Source organism: Nocardioides sp. SYSU D00038 (assembly GCF_016924665.1).
Taxonomy (GTDB): domain Bacteria; phylum Actinomycetota; class Actinomycetes; order Propionibacteriales; family Nocardioidaceae; genus Nocardioides.
In genome coordinates this window covers 139,694-164,337 of sequence record NZ_JAFFJT010000016.1, presented here as the reverse complement: position 1 = coordinate 164,337, position 24,644 = coordinate 139,694, and the positions used below count along the sequence as shown (strand labels likewise).

At 74.6% G+C, this 24,644-nt stretch carries 22 protein-coding genes; 16 read left to right on the top strand and 6 right to left on the bottom strand.

The features are described from left to right. The first annotated feature begins 176 nt into the window (after positions 1-176). From JT721_RS09370 to JT721_RS09345, 6 genes are all read left to right on the top strand, one after another. Complete coding sequence (locus JT721_RS09370) at positions 177-1,262, top strand: hypothetical protein (RefSeq protein ID WP_205472787.1); 1,086 nt, start codon at positions 177-179, stop codon at positions 1,260-1,262. Positions 1,263-1,299: 37 nt separating this feature from the next. Continuing rightward, the gene (locus JT721_RS09365) at positions 1,300-2,367 is read left to right on the top strand and encodes a hypothetical protein (protein ID WP_205472786.1); all 1,068 of its coding nucleotides are present in this window, start codon (positions 1,300-1,302) and stop codon (positions 2,365-2,367) included. Between the two features lie 57 nt (positions 2,368-2,424). Continuing rightward, positions 2,425-3,501, top strand: coding sequence for a hypothetical protein (locus tag JT721_RS09360; RefSeq protein WP_205472785.1), 1,077 nt, complete (start codon positions 2,425-2,427; stop codon positions 3,499-3,501). Further along, positions 3,498-4,583: a hypothetical protein gene (locus JT721_RS09355; protein ID WP_205472784.1), complete on the top strand. Its 1,086-nt coding sequence runs from the start codon at positions 3,498-3,500 to the stop codon at positions 4,581-4,583. The genes JT721_RS09360 and JT721_RS09355 overlap by 4 nt, the downstream gene beginning before the upstream one ends. Further along, positions 4,580-5,641 (top strand): hypothetical protein, encoded by a 1,062-nt coding sequence (locus JT721_RS09350; protein WP_205472783.1) that lies wholly within the window; start codon positions 4,580-4,582, stop codon positions 5,639-5,641. The genes JT721_RS09355 and JT721_RS09350 overlap by 4 nt, the downstream gene beginning before the upstream one ends. Before the next feature lie 101 nt (positions 5,642-5,742). Continuing rightward, positions 5,743-6,762: a hypothetical protein gene (locus JT721_RS09345; protein ID WP_205472782.1), complete on the top strand. Its 1,020-nt coding sequence runs from the start codon at positions 5,743-5,745 to the stop codon at positions 6,760-6,762. On the opposite strand, the gene JT721_RS09340 is transcribed toward JT721_RS09345, so the two are convergent. Then, the gene (locus JT721_RS09340; RefSeq protein WP_307827969.1) at positions 6,738-7,628 is read right to left on the bottom strand and encodes an adenylate/guanylate cyclase domain-containing protein; all 891 of its coding nucleotides are present in this window, start codon (positions 7,626-7,628) and stop codon (positions 6,738-6,740) included. The genes JT721_RS09345 and JT721_RS09340 overlap by 25 nt on opposite strands. 661 nt (positions 7,629-8,289) lie before the next feature. Between JT721_RS09340 and JT721_RS09335 the strand changes: the two genes are divergently transcribed. The 3 genes from JT721_RS09335 (at position 8,290) to JT721_RS09325 (ending at position 10,627) form a co-directional block, all read left to right on the top strand. Further along, complete coding sequence (locus JT721_RS09335) at positions 8,290-8,931, top strand: DUF222 domain-containing protein (protein WP_205472781.1); 642 nt, start codon at positions 8,290-8,292, stop codon at positions 8,929-8,931. Beyond that, positions 8,889-9,509 (top strand): HNH endonuclease signature motif containing protein, encoded by a 621-nt coding sequence (locus JT721_RS09330; RefSeq protein WP_205472779.1) that lies wholly within the window; start codon positions 8,889-8,891, stop codon positions 9,507-9,509. Before JT721_RS09335 ends, JT721_RS09330 begins: the two co-directional genes overlap by 43 nt. Positions 9,510-9,766: 257 nt before the next feature. After that, positions 9,767-10,627, top strand: coding sequence for an FkbM family methyltransferase (locus JT721_RS09325; RefSeq protein ID WP_205472777.1), 861 nt, complete (start codon positions 9,767-9,769; stop codon positions 10,625-10,627). A gap of 140 nt (positions 10,628-10,767) precedes the next feature. On the opposite strand, the gene JT721_RS09320 is transcribed toward JT721_RS09325, so the two are convergent. Continuing rightward, complete coding sequence (locus JT721_RS09320; protein WP_205472775.1) at positions 10,768-11,673, bottom strand: sulfite exporter TauE/SafE family protein; 906 nt, start codon at positions 11,671-11,673, stop codon at positions 10,768-10,770. Positions 11,674-11,874: 201 nt separating this feature from the next. Between JT721_RS09320 and JT721_RS09315 the strand changes: the two genes are divergently transcribed. Genes JT721_RS09315 through JT721_RS09305 form a run of 3 tightly spaced genes read left to right on the top strand, consistent with a single transcriptional unit; the run spans position 11,875 to position 13,470 of the window. Continuing rightward, positions 11,875-12,378 carry a nuclear transport factor 2 family protein gene (locus JT721_RS09315; protein ID WP_205472773.1) on the top strand — a complete coding sequence of 168 codons (504 nt, stop codon included), beginning with the start codon at positions 11,875-11,877 and terminating at the stop codon, positions 12,376-12,378. 45 nt (positions 12,379-12,423) lie between these two features. Continuing rightward, complete coding sequence (locus JT721_RS09310; protein ID WP_205472770.1) at positions 12,424-12,930, top strand: PGPGW domain-containing protein; 507 nt, start codon at positions 12,424-12,426, stop codon at positions 12,928-12,930. Between the two features lie 36 nt (positions 12,931-12,966). Continuing rightward, positions 12,967-13,470: a PGPGW domain-containing protein gene (locus tag JT721_RS09305; RefSeq protein WP_205472768.1), complete on the top strand. Its 504-nt coding sequence runs from the start codon at positions 12,967-12,969 to the stop codon at positions 13,468-13,470. On the opposite strand, the gene JT721_RS09300 is transcribed toward JT721_RS09305, so the two are convergent. Continuing rightward, complete coding sequence (locus JT721_RS09300) at positions 13,430-14,008, bottom strand: TetR/AcrR family transcriptional regulator (protein ID WP_205472765.1); 579 nt, start codon at positions 14,006-14,008, stop codon at positions 13,430-13,432. The genes JT721_RS09305 and JT721_RS09300 overlap by 41 nt on opposite strands. Before the next feature lie 48 nt (positions 14,009-14,056). Between JT721_RS09300 and JT721_RS09295 the strand changes: the two genes are divergently transcribed. After that, positions 14,057-14,983, top strand: coding sequence for an alpha/beta fold hydrolase (locus JT721_RS09295; RefSeq protein ID WP_205472763.1), 927 nt, complete (start codon positions 14,057-14,059; stop codon positions 14,981-14,983). A gap of 17 nt (positions 14,984-15,000) precedes the next feature. On the opposite strand, the gene JT721_RS09290 is transcribed toward JT721_RS09295, so the two are convergent. From JT721_RS09290 to JT721_RS09280, 3 genes are read right to left on the bottom strand one after another with little or no spacing between them, the layout of a single operon-like run. Then, the gene (locus JT721_RS09290) at positions 15,001-15,369 is read right to left on the bottom strand and encodes a DUF4267 domain-containing protein (RefSeq protein ID WP_205472761.1); all 369 of its coding nucleotides are present in this window, start codon (positions 15,367-15,369) and stop codon (positions 15,001-15,003) included. A 9-nt stretch (positions 15,370-15,378) separates the two neighbouring features. Continuing rightward, positions 15,379-15,723 (bottom strand): hypothetical protein, encoded by a 345-nt coding sequence (locus tag JT721_RS09285; RefSeq protein WP_205472759.1) that lies wholly within the window; start codon positions 15,721-15,723, stop codon positions 15,379-15,381. Beyond that, positions 15,723-16,070 carry a hypothetical protein gene (locus JT721_RS09280; protein WP_205472757.1) on the bottom strand — a complete coding sequence of 116 codons (348 nt, stop codon included), beginning with the start codon at positions 16,068-16,070 and terminating at the stop codon, positions 15,723-15,725. The genes JT721_RS09285 and JT721_RS09280 overlap by 1 nt, the downstream gene beginning before the upstream one ends. 62 nt (positions 16,071-16,132) lie before the next feature. On the opposite strand from JT721_RS09280, the gene recC reads away from it, so the two are divergent. The 3 genes from recC to recD are packed head-to-tail and all read left to right on the top strand — an operon-like array spanning position 16,133 to position 24,644. Further along, positions 16,133-19,510, top strand: coding sequence for an exodeoxyribonuclease V subunit gamma (gene recC, locus JT721_RS09275; RefSeq protein ID WP_205472754.1), 3,378 nt, complete (start codon positions 16,133-16,135; stop codon positions 19,508-19,510). After that, positions 19,507-22,875, top strand: a complete 3,369-nt coding sequence (locus tag JT721_RS09270) for a UvrD-helicase domain-containing protein (protein WP_205472753.1) — start codon at positions 19,507-19,509, stop codon at positions 22,873-22,875. The genes recC and JT721_RS09270 overlap by 4 nt, the downstream gene beginning before the upstream one ends. Beyond that, positions 22,872-24,644: an exodeoxyribonuclease V subunit alpha gene (gene recD, locus JT721_RS09265; RefSeq protein WP_205472752.1), complete on the top strand. Its 1,773-nt coding sequence runs from the start codon at positions 22,872-22,874 to the stop codon at positions 24,642-24,644. The genes JT721_RS09270 and recD overlap by 4 nt, the downstream gene beginning before the upstream one ends.

Genomic DNA, 24,644 nt, shown 5'->3' with positions numbered 1-24,644 from the left:
GAGTCGTCGGGACATGCCTCGTCCGAGCCCGGGTGTCAATGGCCCAGCAGGGCCACTGACACCTAGGACCCGCCGTACCTACCGTGTCCCGGAGGACGGCGTCGCGCCGACCGTGCCACGGTCCGGCCCGAGCGCGCGCCCTCGCCTGCTTCGTCCCCGACACCGAAGGCAGACCGATGACGATCCATCCTGCGCGCCGCGGCCGCTCCCTGGCCGCCGCGCTCGCCCTGGTCGCAGTGCCGCTCGCCGGCCTGAGCGCCGTGGGGCTCCCGGCCGAGGCGGCCCCCGGCGTCGCGGCGCGCCAGGCGGCCCCGGTCAGCGACGCCGAGCTCGAGCTCGAGGCCGCGGTCTACCGCGACCAGGACGACTGCTCGCTGACCGGCGACGACCCTCTCGACAGCGCGGTGTCCCTGCCCGCGAACGGCAAGCCGCTCTCCCGGTCGGCCGCCAGTACCTCCACGATCACCAACGACAGCGTGCCCGCGGACAAGAGCACCGTGCGTCTCGGCGTCTCCGGTCAGGCCTCGGTGCGCGTGGCCGGTGGCCAGCTCGCCGAGCTGGCGATGCGCGCGAGCGGCCGGGCCGTCGCCGAGAAGACCGACGGCACAGCCTGCGACGCCGGGGGCTACACCGGGATCAACGCCAGGTTCGAGTTCGTCCTCGTCCGGCCGTCGTGGGTGCAGGTCTCCATGGCCGGCACCTCCGAGACCAACGCCTACGTCGAGGGCGGCGCCCCGGGCGACAGCTTCGGCGTCGGCGGTAGCGGCGGCGGCGAGCGGACCCTGCGGCGCTACCTGCCGGCCGGCACCTACCAGGTCTTCGCCGGCATCGGGTGGAGCACGGGCGGGCCGTTCGCCATCCGGAGCGCTCGCGGGAACGCCCGCAAGGCCGTCACCGAGTCGGCCGCCGGCTCGGGGAGCATCCGGCTCCGGGTGCTCGGCGCGGGCGCAGCGACGGGGGCCGCGACCGGGTCGGGGAAGCGGTTCGTCCGCCTCGCCGACGCGGGCACCTGCGCCACCGGGCGACTCGGGGCGACGTTCACCCGGCGCGCCGGCCAGGTCGTCAAGGCGACCTTCCGGGTCAACGGCAAGGTTCGCAAGACGGTCCGCGACCCCCGTCGGGGCAGGACCGTGCTGGTGCCTGGTCTGCCGGCGACCCGCCCGACCACGGTCAAGGTGGAGGTCGTGGTCGACCCGCCCGGCCGACGCTCCCGGGTCACCAAGACCGTCCGCCGCTCCTACGAGCCGTGCCGACCGGCGTGACCGGCCGCACCCACCCCACGACCAGACGGGACCCGTCATGACAGCGCTCCGCACCCCCCACGCAGCCCGTCCCGCCCGGACCGTCCTGGTCGGGACCGCACTCGCCGCCCTGGCCCTGGGCGGCCTCGCGGCGGTGGCGCCACCGGCGCAGGCGGCCCCGATCGAGGACGCCGGGATCGAGGTGGACGGCGGCTTGGGCTACGACGGCAACGAGTGCACCCCGTCCGGGTCGCCGCCCAGCGGCTGGACGGTGCTGCCCGGCACCGGCCAGGTCGTGAAGGTCTCCGGCTCCAGCGTGCGCAGCGTCACCAGCACCGGCGACCCCGCCGACACGTCGACCGTGACCACGAGCGCGAGCGGGCAGGCCTCGGCACGGCTGCGCGGCGGCCAGCTCGCCGAGCTCGACATCCGCGGATCCGGTCGCGCCCGCGCCGTCGTACCGGCCGTGTCCGAGTGCTCGGCCAGCGGCAACGTCGAGGTCGGTGGCGGTCTCCAGTTCACGCTGGTCCGCCCGGCCTGGCTCACCGTCACGCTCACCGGCACCAAGGACACGTCCGTCTACTTCGGCGTCGGCGGCGCCGGCATCGACAGCTCCAGCGCAGGGTTCGACGACGGCGGCGGCCGGGCCACCATCCGCCGCTACCTCGCTCCCGGTCTCTACGGCATCGGTGGCGAGATCGGCTGGTCGACCCACGAGGGCGGCATGCTGTGGGTCAAGGGGTCGAGCGGGGCCGCCCGCAAGCGCGCCGACGTCGCCGGCTCGGGCCGGATCCACGCCGTGCTCACCGAGGCCGGCGCTGCCACCGGCGGTGCGACCGGCTCCGGGAAGAAGTACCTCAAGCCCGGCGACGCCGCGAGCTGTGCCACCGGCAAGGTCGCGGCCAGGTTCACCAAGAAGGCCAAGCAGGTCGAGAAGGCGACGTTCCTGGTCAACGGCAAGAAGCGCAAGACGGTGAACAAGCCGAAGCAGGGTCGCACCGTGCTCCTGCCGGTCCCGGCGACCCGCCCCAGCACCGTCACGGTCAGGCTCGTCGTCGACCCGCCCGGCCGCCGCCGCGCGGTCACCAAGACCGTGACCCGCTCCTACGAGGCCTGTCGCGCCTGAGCCGCACCCCACGGATCCCTCTCCCACCCACACCCACCACCAGAGATGAGCACCAACGTGAACGCACCTCTCCACCGACGGCCCCGGGCCGTCCTCGCCGGGCTGACCCTGCTGGCACTGCCCCTCGCCGGGTTGACCGCGATCGCACCGGCCGCGCAGGCGGCTCCGGTCGAGGACGCCGGGTTCGGCGTCGGCACCGATGTCTACTGGGACACCAACGAGTGCACCGGCACCGACAGCGGTGACTTCGACGGCGACGACCAGCCGGCCAACGGCGTCACCGTGACCCGCTCGCAGAGCACCACCTCGGTGGTGACCAGCACCGGCGACGCCGCCGACGTCACCAACGTCACGGCCAACGTCACCGGCCGGATGCGGATGGTCGTGACGGCGGGCAACCTGTCCGAGCTCGACCTGTGGGCCACGGGCAGGGCCGCCACCGACCCGCAGAAGGACCCCTCGGAGTGCGACGTCGACGCGCGCGCCAGCCTCGAGGGCGGGGCGGAGTTCACGCTCACCCGGCCGACGTGGATCACCGCCACCGTGACCGGCAACAAGCAGACCTCGGCCATGGTCCAGGGCGGCAACGAGGAGACGTTCCTGCTCGCGGGGGTCGGCTCCGGTGGTCAGGGTCGGTCGACCCAGCTGCTGCCCGCGGGCAAGTACGAGCTCTACGGCTCCATCGGCTGGACCAGCGACGGCAACATCGCGATCCTGAAGGGGGCCGCTGCTCGGGGCGCGACGCGGGCCGAGGCGCTGGCGGCGGCGAAGGCGATGGGTGAGGGCACCGGCCGGGTCCACGTCGAGCTGCGCCCGGCGGGGTCGGCGACCGGCAAGGCGTTCGGCTCGGGCAAGAAGTACCTCAAGCCCGGGGACGCGGTGAACTGTGCCACCGGCAAGGTGGCGGCGACGTTCACCAAGAAGGCCAAGCAGGTGGAGAAGGCGACGTTCCTGGTCAACGGCAAGAAGCGCAAGACGGTGAACAACCCGAAGAAGGGCCGCACCGTGCTGCTGCCGCTGCCGGCTACGCGCAGCAACACCGTCAAGGTGAAGCTCGTCGTCGACCCGCCCGGCCGGCGGGGCGCTGTCACCAAGACCGTGACCCGCTCCTACCGGGGCTGTGGTCAGGCGTGATCGGCCTGCGAGCACACCGCACCCGGCTGCGCACGGCCGTCGCCGTCCTGGCCGTGGCCGGTCTGCCCCTCGCGGGGCTGACCGCGCTCGCGCCGGCCGCCCAGGCGGCGCCGGTCGAGAACGCCGGGTTCGGCGTCGGCACCGACGTGGACTACAACGACGCCGAGTGCACCGCCACCAACGGTGGCGACGGCAACGGCGACGAGCAGCCCGCCAACGGGGTGCCGGTGACGCGCACCCAGAGCACCACCTCGACCGTGACCAGCACCGGCGATGCGGCCGACGTCACCAACCTGACGGCCAACGTCACCGGCCGGATGCGCATGGTCGTGACCGATGGCAACCTCTCCGAGGTCGAGCTGTCCGGCTCCGGCAGGGCCACCGCCACCCCGCAGAAGAACCCGTCGGAGTGCGACGCGGAGATCGAGGCCGAGATCGAGGGTGGGGTGGAGTTCACCCTGACCCGGCCGACGTGGGTCGTCGCCACCGTCAGTGGCAACAAGCAGACCGCGGTCGGTGTCCAGGGCGGCAACCAGAAGTCGTTCATGGTCGCCGCCATCGGCGCCGGCGGGCAGAGCACCGCCAGCCAGCTCTTCCCGGCGGGGCAGTACTACCTGTCGCTCGACTTCGGCTGGAGCAGCGACGGTAGCGGCTTCTACCTCAAGCAGGCAGCCGCCGCTCGGGGCGCGGCGCGGGCCGAGGCGCTGGCGGCGGCGAAGGCGATGGGTGAGGGCACCGGCCGGGTCCACGTCGAGCTGCGTGCGGCGGGGTCGGCGACCGGCAAGGCGTTCGGCTCGGGCAAGAAGTACCTCAAGCCCGGCGACGCGGTGAGCTGCGCGACCGGCAAGGTGGCGGCGACGTTCACCAAGAAGGCCAAGCAGGTGGAGAAGGCGACGTTCCTGGTCAACGGCAAGAAGCGCAAGACGGTGAAGAACCCGAAGAAGGGTCGCACCGTGCTGCTGCCGCTGCCGGCTACGCGCAGCAACACCGTCAAGGTCAAGCTCGTCGTCGACCCGCCCGGCCGGCGGGGCGCTGTCACCAAGACCGTGACCCGCTCCTACCGGGGTTGTGGTCAGGCGTGAGCGGCCTGGGGACGCACCGCACCCGGCTGCGCACGGCCGTCGCCGGCCTGGCCGTGGTGGGTCTGCCGCTCGCCGGGCTCAGCGCGCTCGCGCCGGCCGCCCAGGCGGCGCCGGTCGCGAGCGCCGGGTTCGGCGTCGGCGCCCACGTCTACTGGGACAGCATGGAGTGCACGGGCACCGACAACGGCGACGACGACAGCGGTGAGCAGCCGGCCAACGGCGCCACCGTGACCCGCTCGCGAAGCGTCACCTCGGTGGTGACCAGCACGGGCGACGCCGCCGACGTCACCAACGCCGCGGCCAGCGTGACCGGCCGGATGCGGATGGTCGTGACCGAGGGCAACCTGTCCGAGCTCGACCTCTGGGCGACGGGACGGGCCACGGCCACCCCGCAGAAGGACCCGAGCGAGTGCAACGTGAACGCACAGGCGAACGTCGAGGGCGGGGCGCAGTTCACCCTCACCCGACCGACCTGGCTCACGGCCACCGTCACCGGCAACAAGCAGACCACGGCGGTCGTGCAGGGTGGTGGCGAGGACCGGTACATCCTGGGCGGCGTCGGCTCCGGCGGCCAGCACACCTCCAGCCAGCTCCTGCCCCCCGGTCAGTACGAGGTCCAGGGGCACATCGGCTGGAGCAGCAACGGCTCCGGCTTCCTCGACCGGGCCGGCGCCCGGGCCAAGGCGGCGGCGAAGGCGATGGGTGAGGGCACCGGCCGGGTCCACGTCGAGCTGCGCCCGGCGGGGTCGGCGACCGGCAGAGCGTTCGGGTCGGGCAAGAAGTTCCTCAAGCCCGGGGACGCGGTGAGCTGTGCGACCGGCAAGGTGGCGGCGACGTTCACCAGGAAGGCCAAGCAGGTGGAGAAGGCGACGTTCCTGGTCAACGGCAAGAAGCGCAAGACGGTGAAGAACCCGAAGAAGGGGCGCACCGTGCTGCTGCCGCTGCCCGCGACGCGGACCAACACCGTCAAGGTCAAGCTCGTCGTCGACCCGCCCGGCCGGCGCGGCTCGGTGACCAAGACGGTCACGCGTAGCTACCGCGCCTGCGGCAGCGTCTAGGCACGACCGCTCGTCGGGGGGACAACCTCGGTCCCCCCGACGTGTCAATGGCCCGTCGGGGGCAGTGACACCCCCGGCGGGCCGTTCCTATCGTGCACCCCATGAAGCGCGTCCTCGCCAGCTCCCTGCTCGTCACCGCGTGCGCCGCGGCCGGTCTGGCCGTGGTGCCGTCGACCGCCTCCGCCGTCCCGCCCTCGCTGTTCGCGCAGGTGCGCTCGGACATCGACCTCGGCGAGGACGGCCAGCCGAACTGCGCCGTCACCGACCTCGGCGACAACGCCAACGAGCCGTTGCTGCCCGACGGCAGCAACAAGGTGCAGCAGCTCTCCGACACCGCCGTCGTCAGCGACCCCGGTGATGCCGCGGACGTCAGCGACGTGTCGGGATCGATCACCACGACCTCGCGCCTGACCCGGGCGGGGGGCACCCTCGGGACCTTCGGCATCACCACCCGGGCCACGGCGCGGGCCAAGCCGCGGCCCGGCTCGGACGCCGGTTGCTTCCCCTACGCCGCCAGCGGCTCCTCCGTCGACGTGGTGTTCGGCATCGCGACCGCTGGCTGGCTCACCGTCACGACCAGCTCCCCCCGGGTGGGCCGCCTGGAGTGGAACGTCGAGGGCGACAGCCCCGACCCCGTCCAGCACTACGGCGGCAGCACCGGAGCCGGCGAGCGGACCTCGACGGTGTTCCTGACCCCGGACCTCTACGAGCTCGAGGCCTACGCCGTCGTCGAGCGGTACCCCGGAGCCCCGGGCTCGGACGCCAACGGGTCGGCGACGGGGACCATGCGCCTGCAGGCCGAGTTCCACCCGATCGGCTCGGCCACCGGCGACGCCGTGGGCGTCGGCAGCAGGTTCGTCACGCTGCCCGCCGCGGTGACGTGCGCCGACGGTCGCGCGACGATCTCGTTCCGCAAGGCCTCGCGCCACGTCAAGAAGGCCAAGCTGCTCGTCAACGGCGTCGCCCGTCGCACGGTGCGCAACCCCCGCGGCGGCAAGGTCGTGGCGCTGCGCGGCCTGGCCGGGCTCCGCCGGATCACGCTGCAGGCGCGGCTGACCATGGAGGGCGGCAAGAAGGGCAAGAAGGTCTCGCGCAGCTACTGGCCCTGCGGCGCTCCCTGAGGTCCGGCCGCGACGTCGTCCCGCCACTCCACCTCGACGACGAGGTGCTCGCCGGTGAGACCCTTGAGCTCCACCAGGCGCTCCTCGCCGAGCACCACGTCGTCCTGGTCGGCGAGGGCCTCGGCGACCGCTCGGCTCACCAGCACCTGACCCCCCTCGGCGAGGGCGGCGACCCGGGCGGCGTGGGCGACGTTGCGCCCGAAGATGTCGTTGTCGCGGTGCACCACGTCGCCGTGGTGCACGCCGATGCGCAGGAGGAGCGACCGGCGGCCGCGCCGGCGTCGGCGGTCGAACGCGCGCTGCACGTCGACCGCGCAGCGCACCGCCTCGCCGGGCTCGGAGAAGGCGACCATGAACCCGTCGCCCTGGGTCTTCACGACGTGGCCGCCGTGCCGCTCGACCCGGGCCCGCACCACTTCGTCGTGCTTGCGCAGCAACCGCACCCAGGCCTGGTCGCCGACCTCCTCGTTGAGGGCCGTCGAGCTCTCGATGTCGGAGAACAGGATCGCCACGCGGCCGTCCGCCCCGGCGAGCCGGACCAGGTCGGGCCGCTCGACCTGCGCCCACCCGGCGAGGTCGTTGATCGACGTGCGGATCGCCCCGCCGACGCCCTTCTCGCGCACCAGCGACGCGGTCTCCCAGATCGCCTTCACCGTCTCGTCGGGTCGGGGCACCAACCGGCGTACGCCGCCCCGGGGCCGGGGGTCCCCGGAGCCCGCCTCGCGCAGCCGCCGTACCTCCGCCCGCAGCACCCGCTGCCGCCGCCGCGCGACCAGCCACAGCGTCGTCACCGCCATCAGTGCGGCTCCCTCGACCGCCACCGCCACGACCCAGAGCACCGTGCTGGTCGCGACGAGGGGGGACACGGGTGCATGGTGGCAGACGATCGTTTCCCTCCTGCTCGCGACTCGGTCGCTTCGGTGCTGACCCAGGGCGACCTGCGGATCCGGCGCACTGCGCGTGCTGCGCGCACCGCAGGTTGAGGAACGACGAAGTCGTGTCTCGAAACCCGGTGAGCCGGGCGCCCTCCCTGAACCACGGGTCGTGCACTCCGGGGGTGACTCGGGGCGCCCGCGCGTCTAGCAGGCCGACGCTCGCCGTCAAGGATTCCCGGCGGCGCCTTCGGCGTCCTTGACCGCGAGACTCGGTCGGCCTGCTGGTACGGCGCACTGCCGGCACTCGTGCCCACCGGTGGTTGAGGAAGGCGTGCAACGCCTGTCTCGAAACCCGGTGAGCCGACAGCCCTCCCGCAACCACCCGGCGGGCAACCCAGGTTTCGCCGAGCCGTCGTTAACTAACGCCGGGTCGGCGCAAGCCGGCGACAACAAGCGCCGGGTCGGCGATACCCCGATGCGCATTCGGTGGAGACGGAGGGCGTTCGGCCGGCGGGGGTTTCGAGACAGTCGCTAGCGCGACTTCCTCAACCAGCGGTGGCCCAGGTAGCGATCGGGTCACAACCACGAATCTCGTTGCGGACAACGCGAAAACCGGCCGAGGACTGTCGGTGGTCGGTGCTTGGGTAGAGGCATGACAGCGAAGGCCACACCCCACAAACGGCACCGCATCAGCCGCGCTGTTGCGGAGGTGCGCGCCACGCTGGCCGAGGTCGGGGAGCTGCCGCTGTGGAGCATGCCCGCCCCCGAAGCGGCCGAGACCCTCACCGAGATCGCCAAGCTCAAGAGCCAGGTGGCGGCTCTCGAGCTGCGGGCCGCCAAGCACGCCCAGACCCAGAAGGTCGAAGCAGCCTCCGGTGCCACCTCGACCGCAGCGTGGCTCGCGGTCGCCACCCACGCCACCCGCCGAGAGACCGCCAGGACGATGCGGCTGGCAGGACAGCTCGACACCATGCCTACCGTCGCGCAAGCGCTTGGACGCGGTGAGCTGCTGCTGGAGCAGGCCGAGGTCATCGCCCGCGCGATCGACAAGCTCCCCAACGACACCGACCCGCAGATCCGCGAGCAGGCACAGGTCGAGCTCGTCGAGCTCGCCCGGCACCACGACGCCAAGGACCTCACGATCTTCGGCAACCGCATCCTCGACATCGTCTGCCCCGAGGTCGGCGAAGCAGCCGAAGCCGAGGCTTGGCTCGCGAGGAGCGGGAAGCCGAGAAGGCGTGCAAGCTCACGATGCTCGACGACGGGGAGGGCCGGACCTACGGCCGGTTCGTGATCCCGACCCTGCACGCCGAAGCGCTGAAGAAGGCGCTGTTCGCCCACGCGGCTCTGACCCACGAGAGGGTGACCTCGCAGAGCCTCGGCCAGGCGTTCTGCGACTACATCCTTCGCTACCCCGCACACCGGCTGCCCCAGCGCGGCGGCGTCAACGCCACCGTGGTGGTGACGATCCCGCTCGCCGTGCTCGAGGGGCGGCTCGCGGCCTGCGAGCTCGACACCGGCACCCGGATCAGCCCCGGCGCCGCACGCAGGCTCGCCTGCGAGGCCGGGCTGATCCCCGCGGTGCTGGACGGGCAGTCCCAGGCCCTCGACCTCGGCCGCACCCGACGACTCTTCACCAACCCGCAACGGATCGCACTGGGGCTCCAGCAGAGGACCTGCCGCAGCGAGGGCTGCGACCGACCCGCCTCCACCTGCGACGCCCACCACAGGACCCGCTGGACCGACGGCGGCAACACCGACCTACGCGACGGCGTACTGCTCTGCCCCTCCCACCACCGACGCGCCCACGACCCGACGTACCGGACCACCTACCTCCCCACCGGGAAGGTCCAGTTCCACAGGCGCAACTGATCGGTGGTTCGAGACAGGCGTTGCACGCCTTCCTCAACCACCGGCGGGGCGGGGCGAGGACGCAGAACGACCCGGGCGGCACCTCTCCCGAGTCGACACCGCCCGGGTCGACTACTCCGCCGTACCCGTCGAGGAGAGCGGCCAAACCCCGGGTTGACCATATTTTGCCCAGCCGGGACGACTAGGGTCGTGCCGCGCACGCACCGTCGCCTGCCGCACGTCAGACCGTTCCGTACCTCAGCCCGCCGAGGACCCGCATGAGCCTGCGCACCACCGTCAACCACCGGCTCTGGAAGCACCAGCGGCTGTGGCGGGTCGCCGCCGCGGCCGGTCACCCCAGCCACCGGGGTCAGCGGCTGCGCTGGGCGGCGCGGGCGATCCGCTACGACTGGCGGACCATCGTGCGCGGCAAGCCGACCGAGATCCCGCTGGGCGAACGGTCCCGGATCGTGGCCTACCCCGGTGAGTACGACCCGGTGCGCTGCCTGGTGCACAACCCGCCGGAGTGGCCGGACATGCTGGTGTGGCGCAACCGCCTCGGGCGCGGCGACCTCTTCCTCGACGTGGGCGCCAACATCGGCACCTACACCCTCTACGCGCTCGAGCAGGGTGCCGACGTCATCGCCGTTGAACCCAACCCCACGCTCGCCGCCCGGGTGCGCGAGCACCTGGCCCTCAACCGGGTCACGGCCGAGGTGGTCGAGAAGGCGATCGCCGACGCGCCGGGCACGGTCCGGATGACCGACGGCGAGGATGTGCTCAACCGGATCGTCGACACCGAGGGCCAGGCGACCATCGAGGTGCCGGCCACCACCCTCGACGAGCTGCTCGGCGACCGTAGGGCCGCGGCCAAGGTCGACGTCGAGGGCGCCGAGGAGCTGGTCCTGCGGGGCGCCGCCCGGGCCCTGGCCGAGCAACGGATCACCCTGCTCCAGCTGGAGTGGCTGGTCGCCGAGGGCTTCGGCATCGACAACCGGGCCGGCTGCAAGAAGCTCCTCGACGACGCCGGCTACGTCCTCCACGTCAGCGACGAGAGCGGCACCCTCCACCCCCTCGGCGACCGCGAGCCCACCGGCATGAACGTCTTCGCCGTCCCCGACGGGCGCCCGCGCGGCTGACCCCCGCTGGTCGAGGAAGGCGTGCAACGCCTGTCTCGAAACCCGGTGAGGCGAGTGCCCTCCGGTGGGGACGGGAGGGCGTTCGGCCGTCGGGGGTTTCGAGACAGTCGCTAGCGCAACTTCCTCGACCAGCGTTGGCGTCAGACGACGACGGGCTCCGGCTCGGTCGTGCCGGCGGCCTCGAGGGCGCGGGCGAGACGCTCCTGGCGGACCGCCCAGACGATGCCGGCGATCCACAGGACGCCGACGACGGAGGCGATCACGGCGACCAGCTCGCCGGTGGCGCCGAGGGCCTCGGCGATGGTCTTGGAGTTGGTGAGCACGATCAGGCCACCGGCCGCGACGCCGAGCACCCGGGCGGCGAGCTTGCGCACCAGCCAGGCGGCGATCGGGGCGGCGACGACGCCGCCGGCGAGCAGCGCGCCCGCGTAGGCCCACTCGATGCCCTGAGAGCCGAGGGCCAGGATGAAGCCGAGCGAGCCGCCGACGGCGACCACGAACTCGGAGGTGTCGATCGAACCCACGACCTTGCGCGGCTCGAGGCGGCCCGAGGAGAGCAGCGTGGTGGTGCCCACCGGGCCCCAGCCACCGCCGCCGATCGCGTCGAGCGCGCCGCCGACCACTCCCATGGGGGCGAGGAAGCCGGCCGACGGCCGGGACTTGAACGTCGGGCGGCGGCCACCGAGCACCAGGAACCGCCAGATGACGTAGATGCCGAGGCCGAGCAGGATGCCGGCGACCCAGGGCTTCGCGGTGTCACCGTCGAGGTTCGACAGCAGCGTGGCGCCCGCGAAGGCACCGACGAAGCCCGGCACCGCCAGGATCGAGACGGTCCGCCAGTCGACGTTGCCCAGCTTGTGGTGGGAGAAGCCGGAGACCAGCGAGGTGCCGATCTCGGAGAAGTGGACGGCGGCCGACGCGGCGGCGGGGGCGACCCCGGCGGCGAGCAGCAGCGTCGACGAGGTGACGCCGTACGCCATCCCGAGCGAGCCGTCGATGAGCTGGGCGAGGAGTCCCACGAATCCGAGGACGATGAGCTTGCGCATGGTCGAGCACCCTTCGGCTGTTCTGTCCCGCACCGGACAGACGTAGTCGATACAAAGCATGTTCACTACTGAACTAGTAGAGATACTGACCGACGGACGGCCAGAAGTCCAGTTGGCGAGTCGAGTTAGGCGAGACGAGTGCCCAACTCCGCCGACTCGCCACACCTAGAACGTGTTCTCGTTCCCTGCTTGGATGGCCGCGTGGACCGCACCGGCACGTTCAGCGCAGACGAGATCACCGAGGCCTACGCCGCCATGCACGCGCGCGTGCAGGAGCACGCGCGCACCGGCGACTGGCACACCTTCGCCGACAACTTCACCGAGGACGCCGAGTACGTCGAGCACGCGTTCGGCACCTTCCGCGGCCGTGAGGAGATCCGGGCCTGGTCGGTGGCGACGATGACGTCGTTCCCCGGCGGGGTGATGACCGGCTTCCCGCTGGCCTGGCAGGTGGTCGACGTGCCGACCTCGCGGCTGCTGTGCGAGGTGCGCAACCTGATGCCCGACCCGGGCGACGGGTCGGTGCACGAGCAGTCGAACCTCACGATCATGACCTACGCCGGCGACGGGCTGTTCTCGCGCGAGGAGGACGTCTACAACCCGCTGCGCTTCCTGCAGATGTCGCTGCGCTGGGCGAAGGTCGCCGACACCCACGGCAACCTCTCCGAGGAGGGCCGCGCCTACGTCGCCCAGTACGGCGGCTGACCCGTCGTTCACCCGCCGCTCACCCGGCGGTGCGATCCTGCGGGCATGTCTCCGCGGACGGTGGTGCGGCGTGTGGCCCGGGAGGGCGCGGCATGGGTGCTCGTCGTGCTCGGTGTCGTGCTGTGGCCGCTGCCCGGGCCGGGCCTGCTGGTGCTGTTCGTCGGGTTGGCCCTGCTCTCCCAGCACTACGAGTGGGCCGACCGACGCGTCGACAGGGTGCGGCTGCGCGCCGTCCAGGGCGTCGCCCACGGGGTGGTCACGACCTGGCGTGGGGTCGGGACCGGCGTGGGCGCGCTGGCGCTGACCGCCGCCGGGCTGCTGTGGATCTGGGTGCCGCCGCAGCCCGACTGGTGGCCGCTGCCGGACTGGACCTGGTTCCCCGGCGGGCTGTGGGCCGGCGTCGGCCAGGTGGTGACCGGGCTGGCCGGCGTGGTCCTGGTCTGGTGGGCCTGGCGGCGCTACCACGGCGACCCCGCTGCCGTCGCCGCCCTCGACGCCGAGCTGGCCGAGGCCCGGGGTCGGGTCGGGGGTCGGGTCGGGGGCGAGCCCTGAGGTCGTGGCTGGGTGCGGTCTGCGAGGCTTCGGGCCATGAGGATCCCCGGCATCGGTACGGCGAAGCGGGTCGCCCTCGAGGTGGTCGGCTGGCTGCTCGTCGTGGTCGGCATCGCCGCCCTGGTGCTGCCCGGCCCCGGGCTGCTCGCGCTGGGCGCCGGCCTGCTGGTGCTCTCGCAGCAGTACGAGTGGGCCGAGCGCCGGGTCGACCCCATCCTGCTGCGCGCGCTGCGCGGCGCCGCCGAGTCGGTGGAGACCTGGCCGCGGATCGCCGCCTCGGCGCTGGGGGCGCTGGTGCTGGTGGCCTGCGGGGTGCTGTGGATCGTCAAGCCGGCCGAGCCGGGCTGGTGGCCGCTCTCGGAGACCTGGTGGCTGCCGGGCGGGGTCTGGACCGGCGTGACCCAGATCTTCTCGGGCCTGTTCGCGCTGGGCCTGATCGTCTACAGCTACCGACGCTTCCACGGCAAGCCGGAGGCCCGCGCAGCCCTCGACACCGACATCAGCGAGGCAGACGGCGAGCGGCCTCCACGACGTCGGTGAGCACGGCGACCACCTCGTCGAGCGGCCCGACCGAGCGGGTGGCCCGGGCCAGCAGCAGCGCGCCCTCGGTGGAGGCCACCACCGTGCGCGCCACCCCGGGCGCGACCCGCTCGGGCACCCCGGTCTCGACCAGCGTCGTCGAGAGCGCGCGGTGCCACTCCTCGAAGACCTCGCGGGCCACCTCCTGGTGCTGGTCCTCGGTCGACGTCGCTGCCGCCGCGACCGTGCAGCCGGTGCGGTAGTCCGACCGCTCCAGCACCCCCCGCCAGCCGTCGGCCAGCACCCGCAGCACCGACCGGGTGCTCTGGGTGCGGGAGTCCACGATCAGCCGGAGCACGGTCTGGCCGGCGTACCGCACCGCCTCGTCGACCAGCTGCTTCTTGCCGCCCGGGAAGTAGTGGTACGTCGAGCCCAGCGGCACGCCCTCGCGCTCGGCGAGGTCGCGCAGGCTCATCGCCTCGACGCCGGAGGTGGCGATCATCCGGGCCGCGCCGGCGACCATCCGCTGCCGGGTGTCACGGGTGGTCGCGGGCGTCATGAGACCAGTCTATTGCGCCCGCTATGACAGGTGTCTTAGAGTCGCGGCATGACCACTTATGACACCCGTCATATGACGGAGCGGACGACCCCGGTCGAGACCCCGACCGTCGATACTCGGCTCGGCGTCGTCCGCGCCGACGACGGCCGCGAGCTGCGGGCCACCTGGTTCCTGCCGTCCCCGACCTCGAGCGATCCGACCCGGCCCCGGGGCGCCGTGGTCGTGGTGCCGGCGATGGCGACGCCGTCGACGTGGTACGCGCCGCTGGCGACCTGGTTGGCCGGGCACGGGTACGTCGTGCTGACGTTCGACTACCGCGGCACCGGCTCGGTGGCGGAGATGCGGGCCGAGCGCGGCGACCTGCTGCGCTGGGCCCACGACGCCGCCAGTGCCCTCGAGACGCTGATCGAGGCGGTGCCGGAGGGCACGCCGGTGACCTGGCTCGGGCACAGCCTCGGCGGCCAGGTGCTGCCATTCGCGCGGCACGACCTGCTCGACGGGGTGGTCACCGTCGCCGCCGGCCTCGGCTACGTCGGCTGGAACGCCGACCGGGTGCGCCGCTGGGCGCCGCTGTTGTTCCGCGTGGTCGCCCCGCTGGCGATCCGGGTCGCGGGCTACTACCCCGGCCGCCGGCTGCGGATGCTCGGCGACGCCCCGGCCAACGTGATGAGGCAGTGGGGCCGCTGGTGCCGCGACCCGCGCTACTACGGCGTCGACGTGCCCGACATCGAGGAGCGCGCCCGCGAGGTCACGGTGCCGATCGCCTCGATCTCGGTCACCGACGACGAACTGCTCAGCGCGCGCAGCATCGCCGAGCTCGAGGCGCTGTTCGCGTGCGCGCCGGTGGAGTCGCGCCGGCTCGACCCGGCCGAGCACGGGCTGCCGAGGATCGGCCACCACGGCCTGTTCCACCGCGACCGGGCCGCGCTGTGGGAGGCCGAGCTGCTGCTCCGGCTGGCCCAGCGGGACGACTGAGCGGCGGCGCCGACGCGTCAGCGCTTGCGGGTCGCGCCCCACAGGCCGACGCCGATGCCGACCGCGGCGCCGCCCAGCCCGATCGCCCGCTGCGAGCGGGTCATCTCGTGGTGCACGCCGAGCCCGCCGAGCAGGTCGGCGGCGTCGGCGCCGCCGGAGGCCAGGAACCAGCCCCGGGTGTCGCGACCGCGCAGCGCCGCGGTGAGCAGCAGCCCGCCCACCAGCGCGTCGCGGTAGCCCATCGAGCGCAGCAGCAGCCGGGTCGTCGTGACCGGCTCCCGCCGGTCGCCCCACCACCGGTTCGCCCGCACGGGGTCGACGAGGAAGGAGATCCCCGACGCCATCCGGAGCCCGCCCACGGTCGCTGCCACCCGGTCGATCGCCATGGCGAGAACCTAGAGGGTCGCGGCCCGGAGCACGAGGGCCACGACCGCCGCGACGGCGAACGCCGCGGGCGCGACGACCGGGAGCCGGGCCCGGCGGCGGAAGTCGGCGGCGGCCAGCCCGAGGAACAGCGCGAGCACCGCGCCCGCGACCCCCAGCTCCGGCGCCCGGGTGCCGCCGAGCAGCGCCAGGGCCACCACGACCTCGACGGCCGCGACCGCCCGCACCCGCGCCGGGTCGACGCCGGCGCCGGTCACCAGCCGCACCGGCTCGGGGCGCCCGGCCAGCAGGCCCAGCGCGGTGCCGAGCAGCAGCAGGGCCAGGGCGACCGCGACCAGGTCGGCGGCGACCTGCATCAGAGCACCTCGACGACCCGGGCCGTGGCCACGCCCAGGGCGACCAGGGCCACCAGCGCGGTGCCGCCGCCGGGCACGCCGCGGCGCCGGAGCGCGACGTACAGCGGCACGGAGTAGCCCAGCACCAGCAGCGCGCCCACGACGCCGACCTCGGGCAGCCAGGTGCCGGCGATCGTGCCGGCGGCGCCCACCAGGGCCAGGGTGAGGTACGACGCGTGGTGCTCCGGCGGGACCTCCGCGGCCTCGAGCGGCACGCCCACCGACGAGCTGCGGCTGGCCCGGCCGAGCACGGCGCCCGCGACCAGCACGCAGAGGAAGGCGGTGAGCAGGTCGCCGGCGTCGTCCACGCGGCCAGTCTGGACCACGCGAGGACCTCCGAGCTGTCGGGCGCCCGTGCGATGCTGCCGCCGTGCCGCTCCACCTCCACCGCGCCGCGCGCACCGACCGGCTCGCCGACGCCCTCGGCGACCTGCTGGCGGTGCCGCTGGCCGACCCGTTCGCGGAGGAGGTCGTGGTGGTGCCGGCCAAGGGTGTGGAGCGCTGGCTGACCCAGCGGCTCTCCCACCGGCTGGGGGCGGGTCCGCGCGGTGGTGACGGCGTGTGTGCGGGCGTGCGGTTCCTCAGCCCCCGCTCGCTGGTCTCGCTGCTGCTGGGGCGCGAGCGCGACGACCCGTGGGACCCCGACCGCCTGGTCTGGCCGCTGCTCGCCGTGGTCGACGAGTCGCTCGGTGAGCCGTGGTGCGCGACCCTGGCCCGTCACCTCGGCCACGGGGTGGCGGGCGCCGACGGCGAGCTGCGCCGCAGCCGGCGCTGGTCGGTCGCCTCACGGCTGGCCCACCTGTTCGCCTCCTACGCCGTGCAGCGGCCCGCGCTGGTCACCGACTGGCGGGCGGGCCGCGACACCGACGGCGCCGGCGGCGGCCTCGACCCCGACCTGGCCTGGCAGCCCGAGCTGTGGCGACGGCTGGTCGCCCGGGTCGGCGAGCCCGCGCCCGACGAGCGGCACGCCGACACGGTGCGCCGGCTCGAGGCCGGCGGCGACGGGCTGCCGCTGCCCGACCGCCTGTCCCTCTTCGGCCACACCCGGATCCCCGCCACCGAGGTCGCGCTGCTCGGCGCGCTGGCCACCCACCGCGAGGTGCACCTGTGGCTGCCCCAGCCCTCGCCCGCGCTGTGGGACGCGCTGGCCGACGCCCGCCTGGTGGTGCCGCGCGACGCCGACGACTCCGCCGAGCGGGTCGGTCACCCGCTGCTCGCCTCGCTGGGCCGCGACGCCCGCGAGCTGCGCCGCACCCTGGCCGCGGTCGAGCCCCACGACGCGGGGGCGGCGCCCGACCCCGTGAGCCCGACGACCCTGCTCGGCTGGCTCCAGCACGACCTGCGCGCCAACCACGCGCCCACCGCCGACGAGCGGGCGGGCCGCGCGGTCGGCCCGGGCGACCGGAGCCTCCAGGTGCACGCCTGCCACGGCCCGGCGCGCCAGGTCGACGTGCTGCGCGAGGTGCTGGTCGGCCTGCTCCAGGACGACCCCACCCTCGAGCCGCGCGACATCCTCGTGATGTGCCCCGACATCGAGACCTACGCGCCGCTGATCTCCGCGGGGTTCGGGCTCGCGCCGGTCACCGGCGCCGACGTGCCGGTCGGCCACCCGGCGCACCGGCTGCGGGTCAAGCTCGCAGACCGGGCGCTCACCAGCACCAACCCGCTGCTCGCGGTCGCCGCCGCGCTGCTCGAGCTCAGCGGCGGCAGGGTGACGGCGTCCGACGTCCTCGACCTGGCCTCGAGCGAGCCGTGCCGGCGGCGCTTCGGCTTCACCGACGACGAGCTCGACCGAGTGGGCCGGTGGGTCTCACGGGCCGGGGTGCGCTGGGGCCTCGACGCCTCCACCCGCGCGGCGTTCGACATGGCCGGCTTCGAGCACAACACCTGGCGGGCCGGACTCGACCGGGTGCTGCTCGGGGTCGCGATGAGCGGCGACGACCACCGCCACCTCGGTCGCGGGCTGCCGCTCGACGACGTGGGCAGCAACGAGATCGACCTGGTGGGCCGGCTCGCCGAGCTCGTCGACCGGCTGGCGCGCTGCCTGGCCGCGCTCGAGGCCGCCGCATCGGTGGGCGACTGGCTGGAGGCGCTGCGGCTGGGGGTCCGTGAGCTCACCGACACCACCACCGACGACGCCTGGCAGGTGCCCCAGCTCGAGCGCGAGCTGCTGCGCGCGGCCGGGTCGTCGCAGGAGAAATCGCTGGAGCTGCGGCTCTCCGACGTCCGGGCGCTGCTCGGCTCGCGGCTGGCCGGGCGCCCGACCCGCGCCAACTTCCGCACCGGCACGCTCACGGTCTGCACGATGGTGCCGATGCGCTCGGTGCCCCACCGGGTGGTCTGCCTGGTGGGTCTCGACGACGGCGTCTACCCGCGCTCGCAGTCGGTCGACGGCGACGACGTGCTCGGCCGGCGCCCGCTCACCGGCGAGCGCGACGGCCGCAGCGAGGACCGCCAGCTGCTGCTCGACGCCGTGCTCGCCGCCACCGAGCACCTCGTCGTCACCTACACCGGCGCCAACGAGCACTCCGGGGCCCGGCGGCCGCCCGCCGTACCGCTGGGCGAGCTGCTCGACGCCGCCGACCGCACCGCCGCCGGTCCGGTGCGCGACCACGTGGTCACCCGTCACCCCCTCCAGCCCTACGACGCCCGCAACCTCAAGGGCGGGGCCCCCGCCGACGACCCGGAGGAGTGGGGCGACCCCGCCCTGCGCGGGCCGCGGGAGCGGCCGTTCAGCTTCGACACCGCCGCCCTGGCCGGCGCTCGCTCCGCCGTGGCCGAGCGGCGGCCGCGGCCGCCGCTGCTGACCGCACCGCTGCCGCCCCGGGGCGGCGAGGAGGACGTGTCGCTGGCCGACCTCAAGGCCTTCCTCACCCACCCGGTGCGCGGCTTCCTGCGCGGCCGGCTCGACGTCGCGACGCCGTTCGAGCCCGACGAGCTCGACGACGCGATCCCGGTGACCCTCAACAGCCTCCAGCTCTGGCAGGTCGGCGACACCCTGCTGCGCGAGGTGCTCGCCGGCGCCGACCCGACGGCGGTGATGACCGCCGAGCAGCTGCGCGGCACCCTCCCGCCCGGCCGCCTCGGCGAGCGCGACCTGCAGAAGGTGGTCGAGGAGTGCCAGCGGCTCTGGGTCTCGACCGCCGAGCTGCGCACCGGCGAGCGGCGCTCGGTCGACGTCGACGTCGACCTCGGCGACGGCCGGCGGCTCACCGGCACCGTGCCGGGGGTCCACGGCACCCGGGTGGTCTCGCTCGGCTACTCCCGGCTCAAGGCGCGGCAGCGGCTGCACACCTGGGTCGACGTGCTCGCCCTGACCGCCTCCGACCCCGACCAGAGCTGGACCGGCCACGCCGTCGGCCGGGAGCGGGCCGGGCCCAAGCGGGCGCTCTCCGGCCCGCTCGACCACCGCGCGCTCGACTGGCTGCGCGACCTCGTGGCGGTGCGCGACCTCGGCCTCACCACCCCGCTGCCGCTGCCGCTCGCGACCGGCGCCGCCTGGGCCGAGGCGCGCGCCCGCGAGCTCGCGGGCCAGGACGTGCGACCGGTCGACCTGGCCGACCGCGAGTGGGTCACCGACCCCCACAACGCCTTCGGGATCACCGGCGAGGACGCCGATCCCCACCACCAGCAGGTGTTCGGCCAGGGCGCCCGGCTGGAGGTGCTGCTCGAGCGGGGCCTGCCCGAGCTGGCCTGGCGGGTCTGGGAGCCCCTGCTCACCGGCGCCGAACGGCTGGGGCCGCTGTGAGCGCCCCCACGAGCGAGGCCGGGAGCACCCCGGCGCCGTTCGACGTCCGCGGCGAGCTGCCGTCGGGCACCGTGCTGCTCGAGGCCAGTGCCGGCACCGGCAAGACCTGGACCATCGGCGCGCTCGTCACCCGCTACGTCGCGGAGGGCCGGGCCCGGCTCGAGCAGATGCTGATCGTCACCTTCGGCCGCGCCGCCAGCCAGGAGCTGCGTGAGCGGGTGCGGGCCCAGCTAGTGGAGGCCGAGCGGGTGCTGGGCGACGACCCGGCGGCCGGGGAGGTGCCCGGCTCCGACCTGGTCGACCTGCTCCGGGAGTGGGACGCCGACCGCCGCCGCCTCGCGCATCGGCGGGTGACCGAGGCGCTGGCCGGCTTCGACGGCGCGACGATCGCGACCACCCACCAGTTCTGCTCGATGGTGCTCGACTCCTTGGGCGTCGCCGGCGACACCGACTCCCGGTCGCGGCTGGTCGAGGACCTCGACGACCTGGTCAAGGAGACCGTCGACGACCTCTACCTCCGCGCGTTCGCCTTCGACCCCGCCGGCCCGGCGTTCTCCCACGACGAGGCGCTGGCCATCGCGCGCACGGTGGTCAACGACCCGCAGGCCCACCTCGAGCCGGCCGGGGAGGACCGGTCCACGCCGGCCGGGCGGCGGGTCTCGTTCGCGCTGCGGGTGCGCGAGGAGCTGGAGCTGCGCAAGCGCCGGCTCGGCATCCTCTCCTACGACGACCTGCTCAGCCGGCTCGCCGGGGCGCTCGAGGACACCGACGGCGCGGCCGCCCAGCGGATGCGGCAGCGCTGGCGGATCGTGCTGGTCGACGAGTTCCAGGACACCGACCCGGTGCAGTGGCAGGTGCTCGACCGGGCCTTCTCCGGCCACGCCACGATGGTGCTGATCGGCGACCCCAAGCAGGCGATCTACGCCTTCCGCGGCGGCGACGTGACCACCTACCTGCGGGCCGCGGCCGGCGCCACCACCAGCCAGACGCTCTCGGTCAACTGGCGCAGCGACGCCCCCCTGCTGGCGTCGTTCCAGCGGCTGCTGGTCGGTGCCGCTCTCGGCGACCCGCGCATCGTGGTGCGCGACGTCGAGGCCCGCCACGACGAGAGCCGCCTGGTCGGGGCGCCCGCCCCGGCGCCGTTCCGGGTGCGGGTGCTGCGCCGCCACGAGCTCGGCCGCCCCGGTCACGCCACGCTCGCGGTCGGCGACACCCGGCCCCACGTCGCCCGCGACCTGGCCCTCGACGTACGCCGGCTGCTCGCGAGCGGCGCGACCTTCGACGGCCGCCCGCTGCGCCCGGCCGACGTGGCGGTGATCGCCTACCGCCACGCCGACCTCGCCGCCACCCGGGCCGCCCTCGAGGAGGTCGGCGTGCCGGCCGTGATCGCGGGCGGTGGCAGCGTGTTCGCCACCCCCGCCGCCGTGGAGTGGCTGACCCTGCTCGAGGCGCTCGAGCAGCCGCACCGCTCGACGCGGGTGCGGTCGGCGGCGCTCACCTGCTTCCTCGGCCACAGCGCGGCCGAGCTCGACGAGCGCGGCGACGCCCTCACCGACGACGTGGCCGAGACGCTGCGCGGGTGGGTCGAGCTGTTCACCACCCGCGGGGTCGCCGCGGTGGTCGAGGCCGCCACCGTCGGCGGGCTGCCGGAGCGGGTGCTGGCCGAGGTCGGCGGCGACCGTCGGCTCACCGACCTGCGCCACATCGGCGAGGCGCTCCACGAGGTCACGCTCACCGAGCGGCACGGCCTGGTCTCGCTGCTGACCTGGCTGCGCGAGCAGGTCGCCGAGGGCCGGGCGGGTCGGGGTCTCGAGCGCACCCGCCGGCTCGACTCCGACGCCGCCGCCGTCCAGCTCGTCACGATCCACGCCAGCAAGGGGCTGGAGTACCCCGTCGTCTACCTCCCCGCCCTCGCCGACCGCTTCGTCGGCAAGCCGACCCGGCCGCTCTTCCACGACGACGCCGGCCGTCGCTGCATCAACGTCGGGGGCGGCGGCGCCGACTGGGCCGACCACTGCCGGCGCTGGGCCGAGGAGGAGGCCGGCGAGTGGCTGCGGCTGCTCTACGTCGCGGTGACCCGCGCCCAGTCGCAGGTCGTGGCCTGGTGGGCGCCCACCAAGAACGCCGTCGCCTCCCCGTTGCACCGGCTACTGATGCGCGACCCCGACGGTCCCGACCCGGGCGAGGTGCCGGCGGCCCCGCCGGTGCCGTCCGACGACGAGCTGGTCGGGCTGTTCGCCGAGTGGCGCGACCGCGGCGGCCCGGTGCCCGAGCCGGCGGTGCCCGGCGACCCGGGGGCCGACCCGCCCCGCCCGGCCCCGCCCGCGCTCGCCGCCCGGTCGTTCACCCGCGAGGTCGACGCCGCGTGGCGGCGCACGTCGTACTCCTCGCTGAGCCGGCTGGAGTCGGCGACCGTGCCGGCCGACCGGGTCACCAGCGAGCCCGAGGTCACCGCCAAGGACGACGAGGGCCTCGACGGCGAGGCGCTGGTGGTGGCGGCCGGTGCCCCTGTCGGTACTGGCGCCGCGGCGGCCCCGGTGTCGCCGATGGCCGGCCTGCCGGTGGGCGCGACGTTCGGCTCGCTGGTGCACGCCGTGCTCGAGCACACCGACCCCGACGCGCCCGACCTCCGCGCCGAGCTGCTGGGCCACATCGACGAGCAGCTGGGCTGGTGGCCCGTGGAGCTCGACCGCGAGGAGCTCGCCGACGCGCTGGTGACGGTCTGCGACTCGCCGCTCGGACCGCTCGTCGGCGACCTGACGCTGCGCCGGCTGCCCCTGCGCGACCGGCTGCGCGAGATGGACTTCGAGCTGCCGCTGGCCGGTGGCGACGTGCGCGGCCCGGTGGTCGACCCCCGGCTCGGCGACCTCGCCCCGATCCTGCGCGCGCACCTCCCCGAGGGCGACCCGGTGCGGGCCTACGCCGAGCAGCTCACCGGCGAGCTGGCCGCGCAGAGCCTCCGCGGCTACCTCACCGGCTCGGTCGACGTCGTGCTGCGCACCCGCACCGACGCCGGTCCGCGCTACCTGGTGGTCGACTACAAGACCAACTGGCTCGGCCCGGCCGACGAGCCGCTGACCGCCCACTCCTACCGACCCGAGGCTCTGGCGGCGGCGATGGGCCACTCCGACTACCCCCTGCAGGCGCTGCTCTACGCCGCGGTGCTGCACCGCTTCCTGCGCTGGCGCCAGCCGGGCTACGACCCGGAGCTCCACCTCGGTGGCGTCCTCTACCTCTACCTGCGCGGCATGTGCGGTCCGGACACCCCGGTGGTCGACGGGCACCCGTGCGGCGTCTTCTCGTGGCGGCCGCCGGTCGCGCTGGTCGAGGCCGTCTCCGACCTGCTCGACGGGGGAGCGCCGTGACCGAGCTGTGGGAGCCCACCGGCGAGCACGACTGGCGGCTCGCCGCCGGCGCGCGGGGCCTGCTGGCGACGTTCAACGCCGCCGGCGTGCTCACCGCCTCCGACGTCCACGTCGCCGACCGCGTGGCGGCGCTGGGGGAGGAGCACGACGAGCGGGTGCGGCTGGCCCTGGCGCTCGCCGTCCGGGCCGTGCGGCGGGGCGCGGTCTGCCTCGACCTCGACGCAGTGACCGGCGTCGACCCCGAGCTGCCCTGGCCCGACCCGGTGGAGTGGGCGGGCGCGGTCGCGGCCTCGCCGCTGGTGGCCGCCGGCGTGCTGCGGTGGGACCTCGGGCTGCTCTACCTCGACCGCTACCACCGGCTCGAGACCCAGGTGCTCGACGACCTCCGCGCCCGCGCCGCGCTGCCGTCCCCGCCCGTCGACCAGGGGCGGCTGGCCGCCGTGCTCGACGTCGTTCGCTCGGGCAGGTTCAGCGACGAGCAGGAGGCCGCGGCGGTCGCGGCCGCACGGCGCTGGACCACGATCCTCACCGGCGGGCCCGGCACGGGCAAGACCACCACGGTGGCCCGGATGCTGGTGGTGCTCGCCGACCAGGCAGCGGCCCGCGGCGAGCGGCTCTCGATCGCGCTGGCCGCCCCCACCGGCAAGGCCGCGACCCGGCTCCAGGAGGCGGTGGCGGCCGAGCTCGCGACCGTCGCCGAGTCGTCGCCGGAGGCCGCGGCCGCGGTCGGGGCGCCCGAGGGCGTCACCCTCCACCGGCTGCTGGGCTGGCGGCCCGACAACGCCACCCGGTTCCGCCACGACCGCGGCAACCGCCTGAAGCACGACGTCGTCGTCGTCGACGAGGCCTCGATGGTGGAGCTGACGATGATGGGCCGGCTGCTCGAGGCGCTGCGCCCGGACGCACGGCTGGTGCTCGTCGGCGACCCGCAGCAGCTGACCTCGGTCGGCGCCGGCGCGGTGCTGCGCGACCTCGTGGAGGGTCACGCCGGGCGGCCGGACTCGCCGGTCGCCGCGCTGGCCGAGAACTTCCGGTCCCAGCAGCACATCAAGGCGCTCGCCGCCGCGCTGCGCAGCGGCGACGCCGACGCCGTCCTCGACGTGCTGCGCACCGCGCCCGCCGAGGTCGAGTTCGTCGAGGCGACCACGGAGGCCGACGTCGAGCGCGCGCTCCGGGGACCGGCCGTCGCGGCCGCCCGCGCGGTGCTCGACGCCGCCGTGGCCGGCGACGCCGCAGCGGCGATCGAACGGCTCGACCGCTACCGGCTGCTCTGCGCCCACCGCGAGGGCCCCTACGGCGTACGCCGGTGGAACCAGCTGGTCGAGCGCTGGCTGGCCGAGGAGCCGGGCGTCGACGTGTTCGGCCAGTGGTACGTCGGCCGCCCGGTGCTGGTCACCTCCAACGACTACGCCCTTGACATCTACAACGGCGAGACCGGCGTCGTCGTCCGCGAGGAGGGCCGCGCCCGCGCGGTGATCTCCGGCTCCAGCGGGCCCCGCTCGTTCGCGCCGGGCCGGCTCGACGCCGTCGAGACGATGCACGCGATGACGATCCACAAGAGCCAGGGCAGCCAGGCCGCCGAGGTGACCGTGCTGCTCCCCGACGAGGGCTCGCGGCTGCTGACCCGCGAGCTGTTCTACACCGCCGTCACCCGGGCCCAGCGGCTGGTGCGGGTGGTCGGCAGCGAGGCCGCCGTCCGCGCCGCGGTGGCGACCGAGGCGCAGCGCGCCACGGGCCTGCGCCGCCGGATCGCCGAGGCCGGCTCCTAG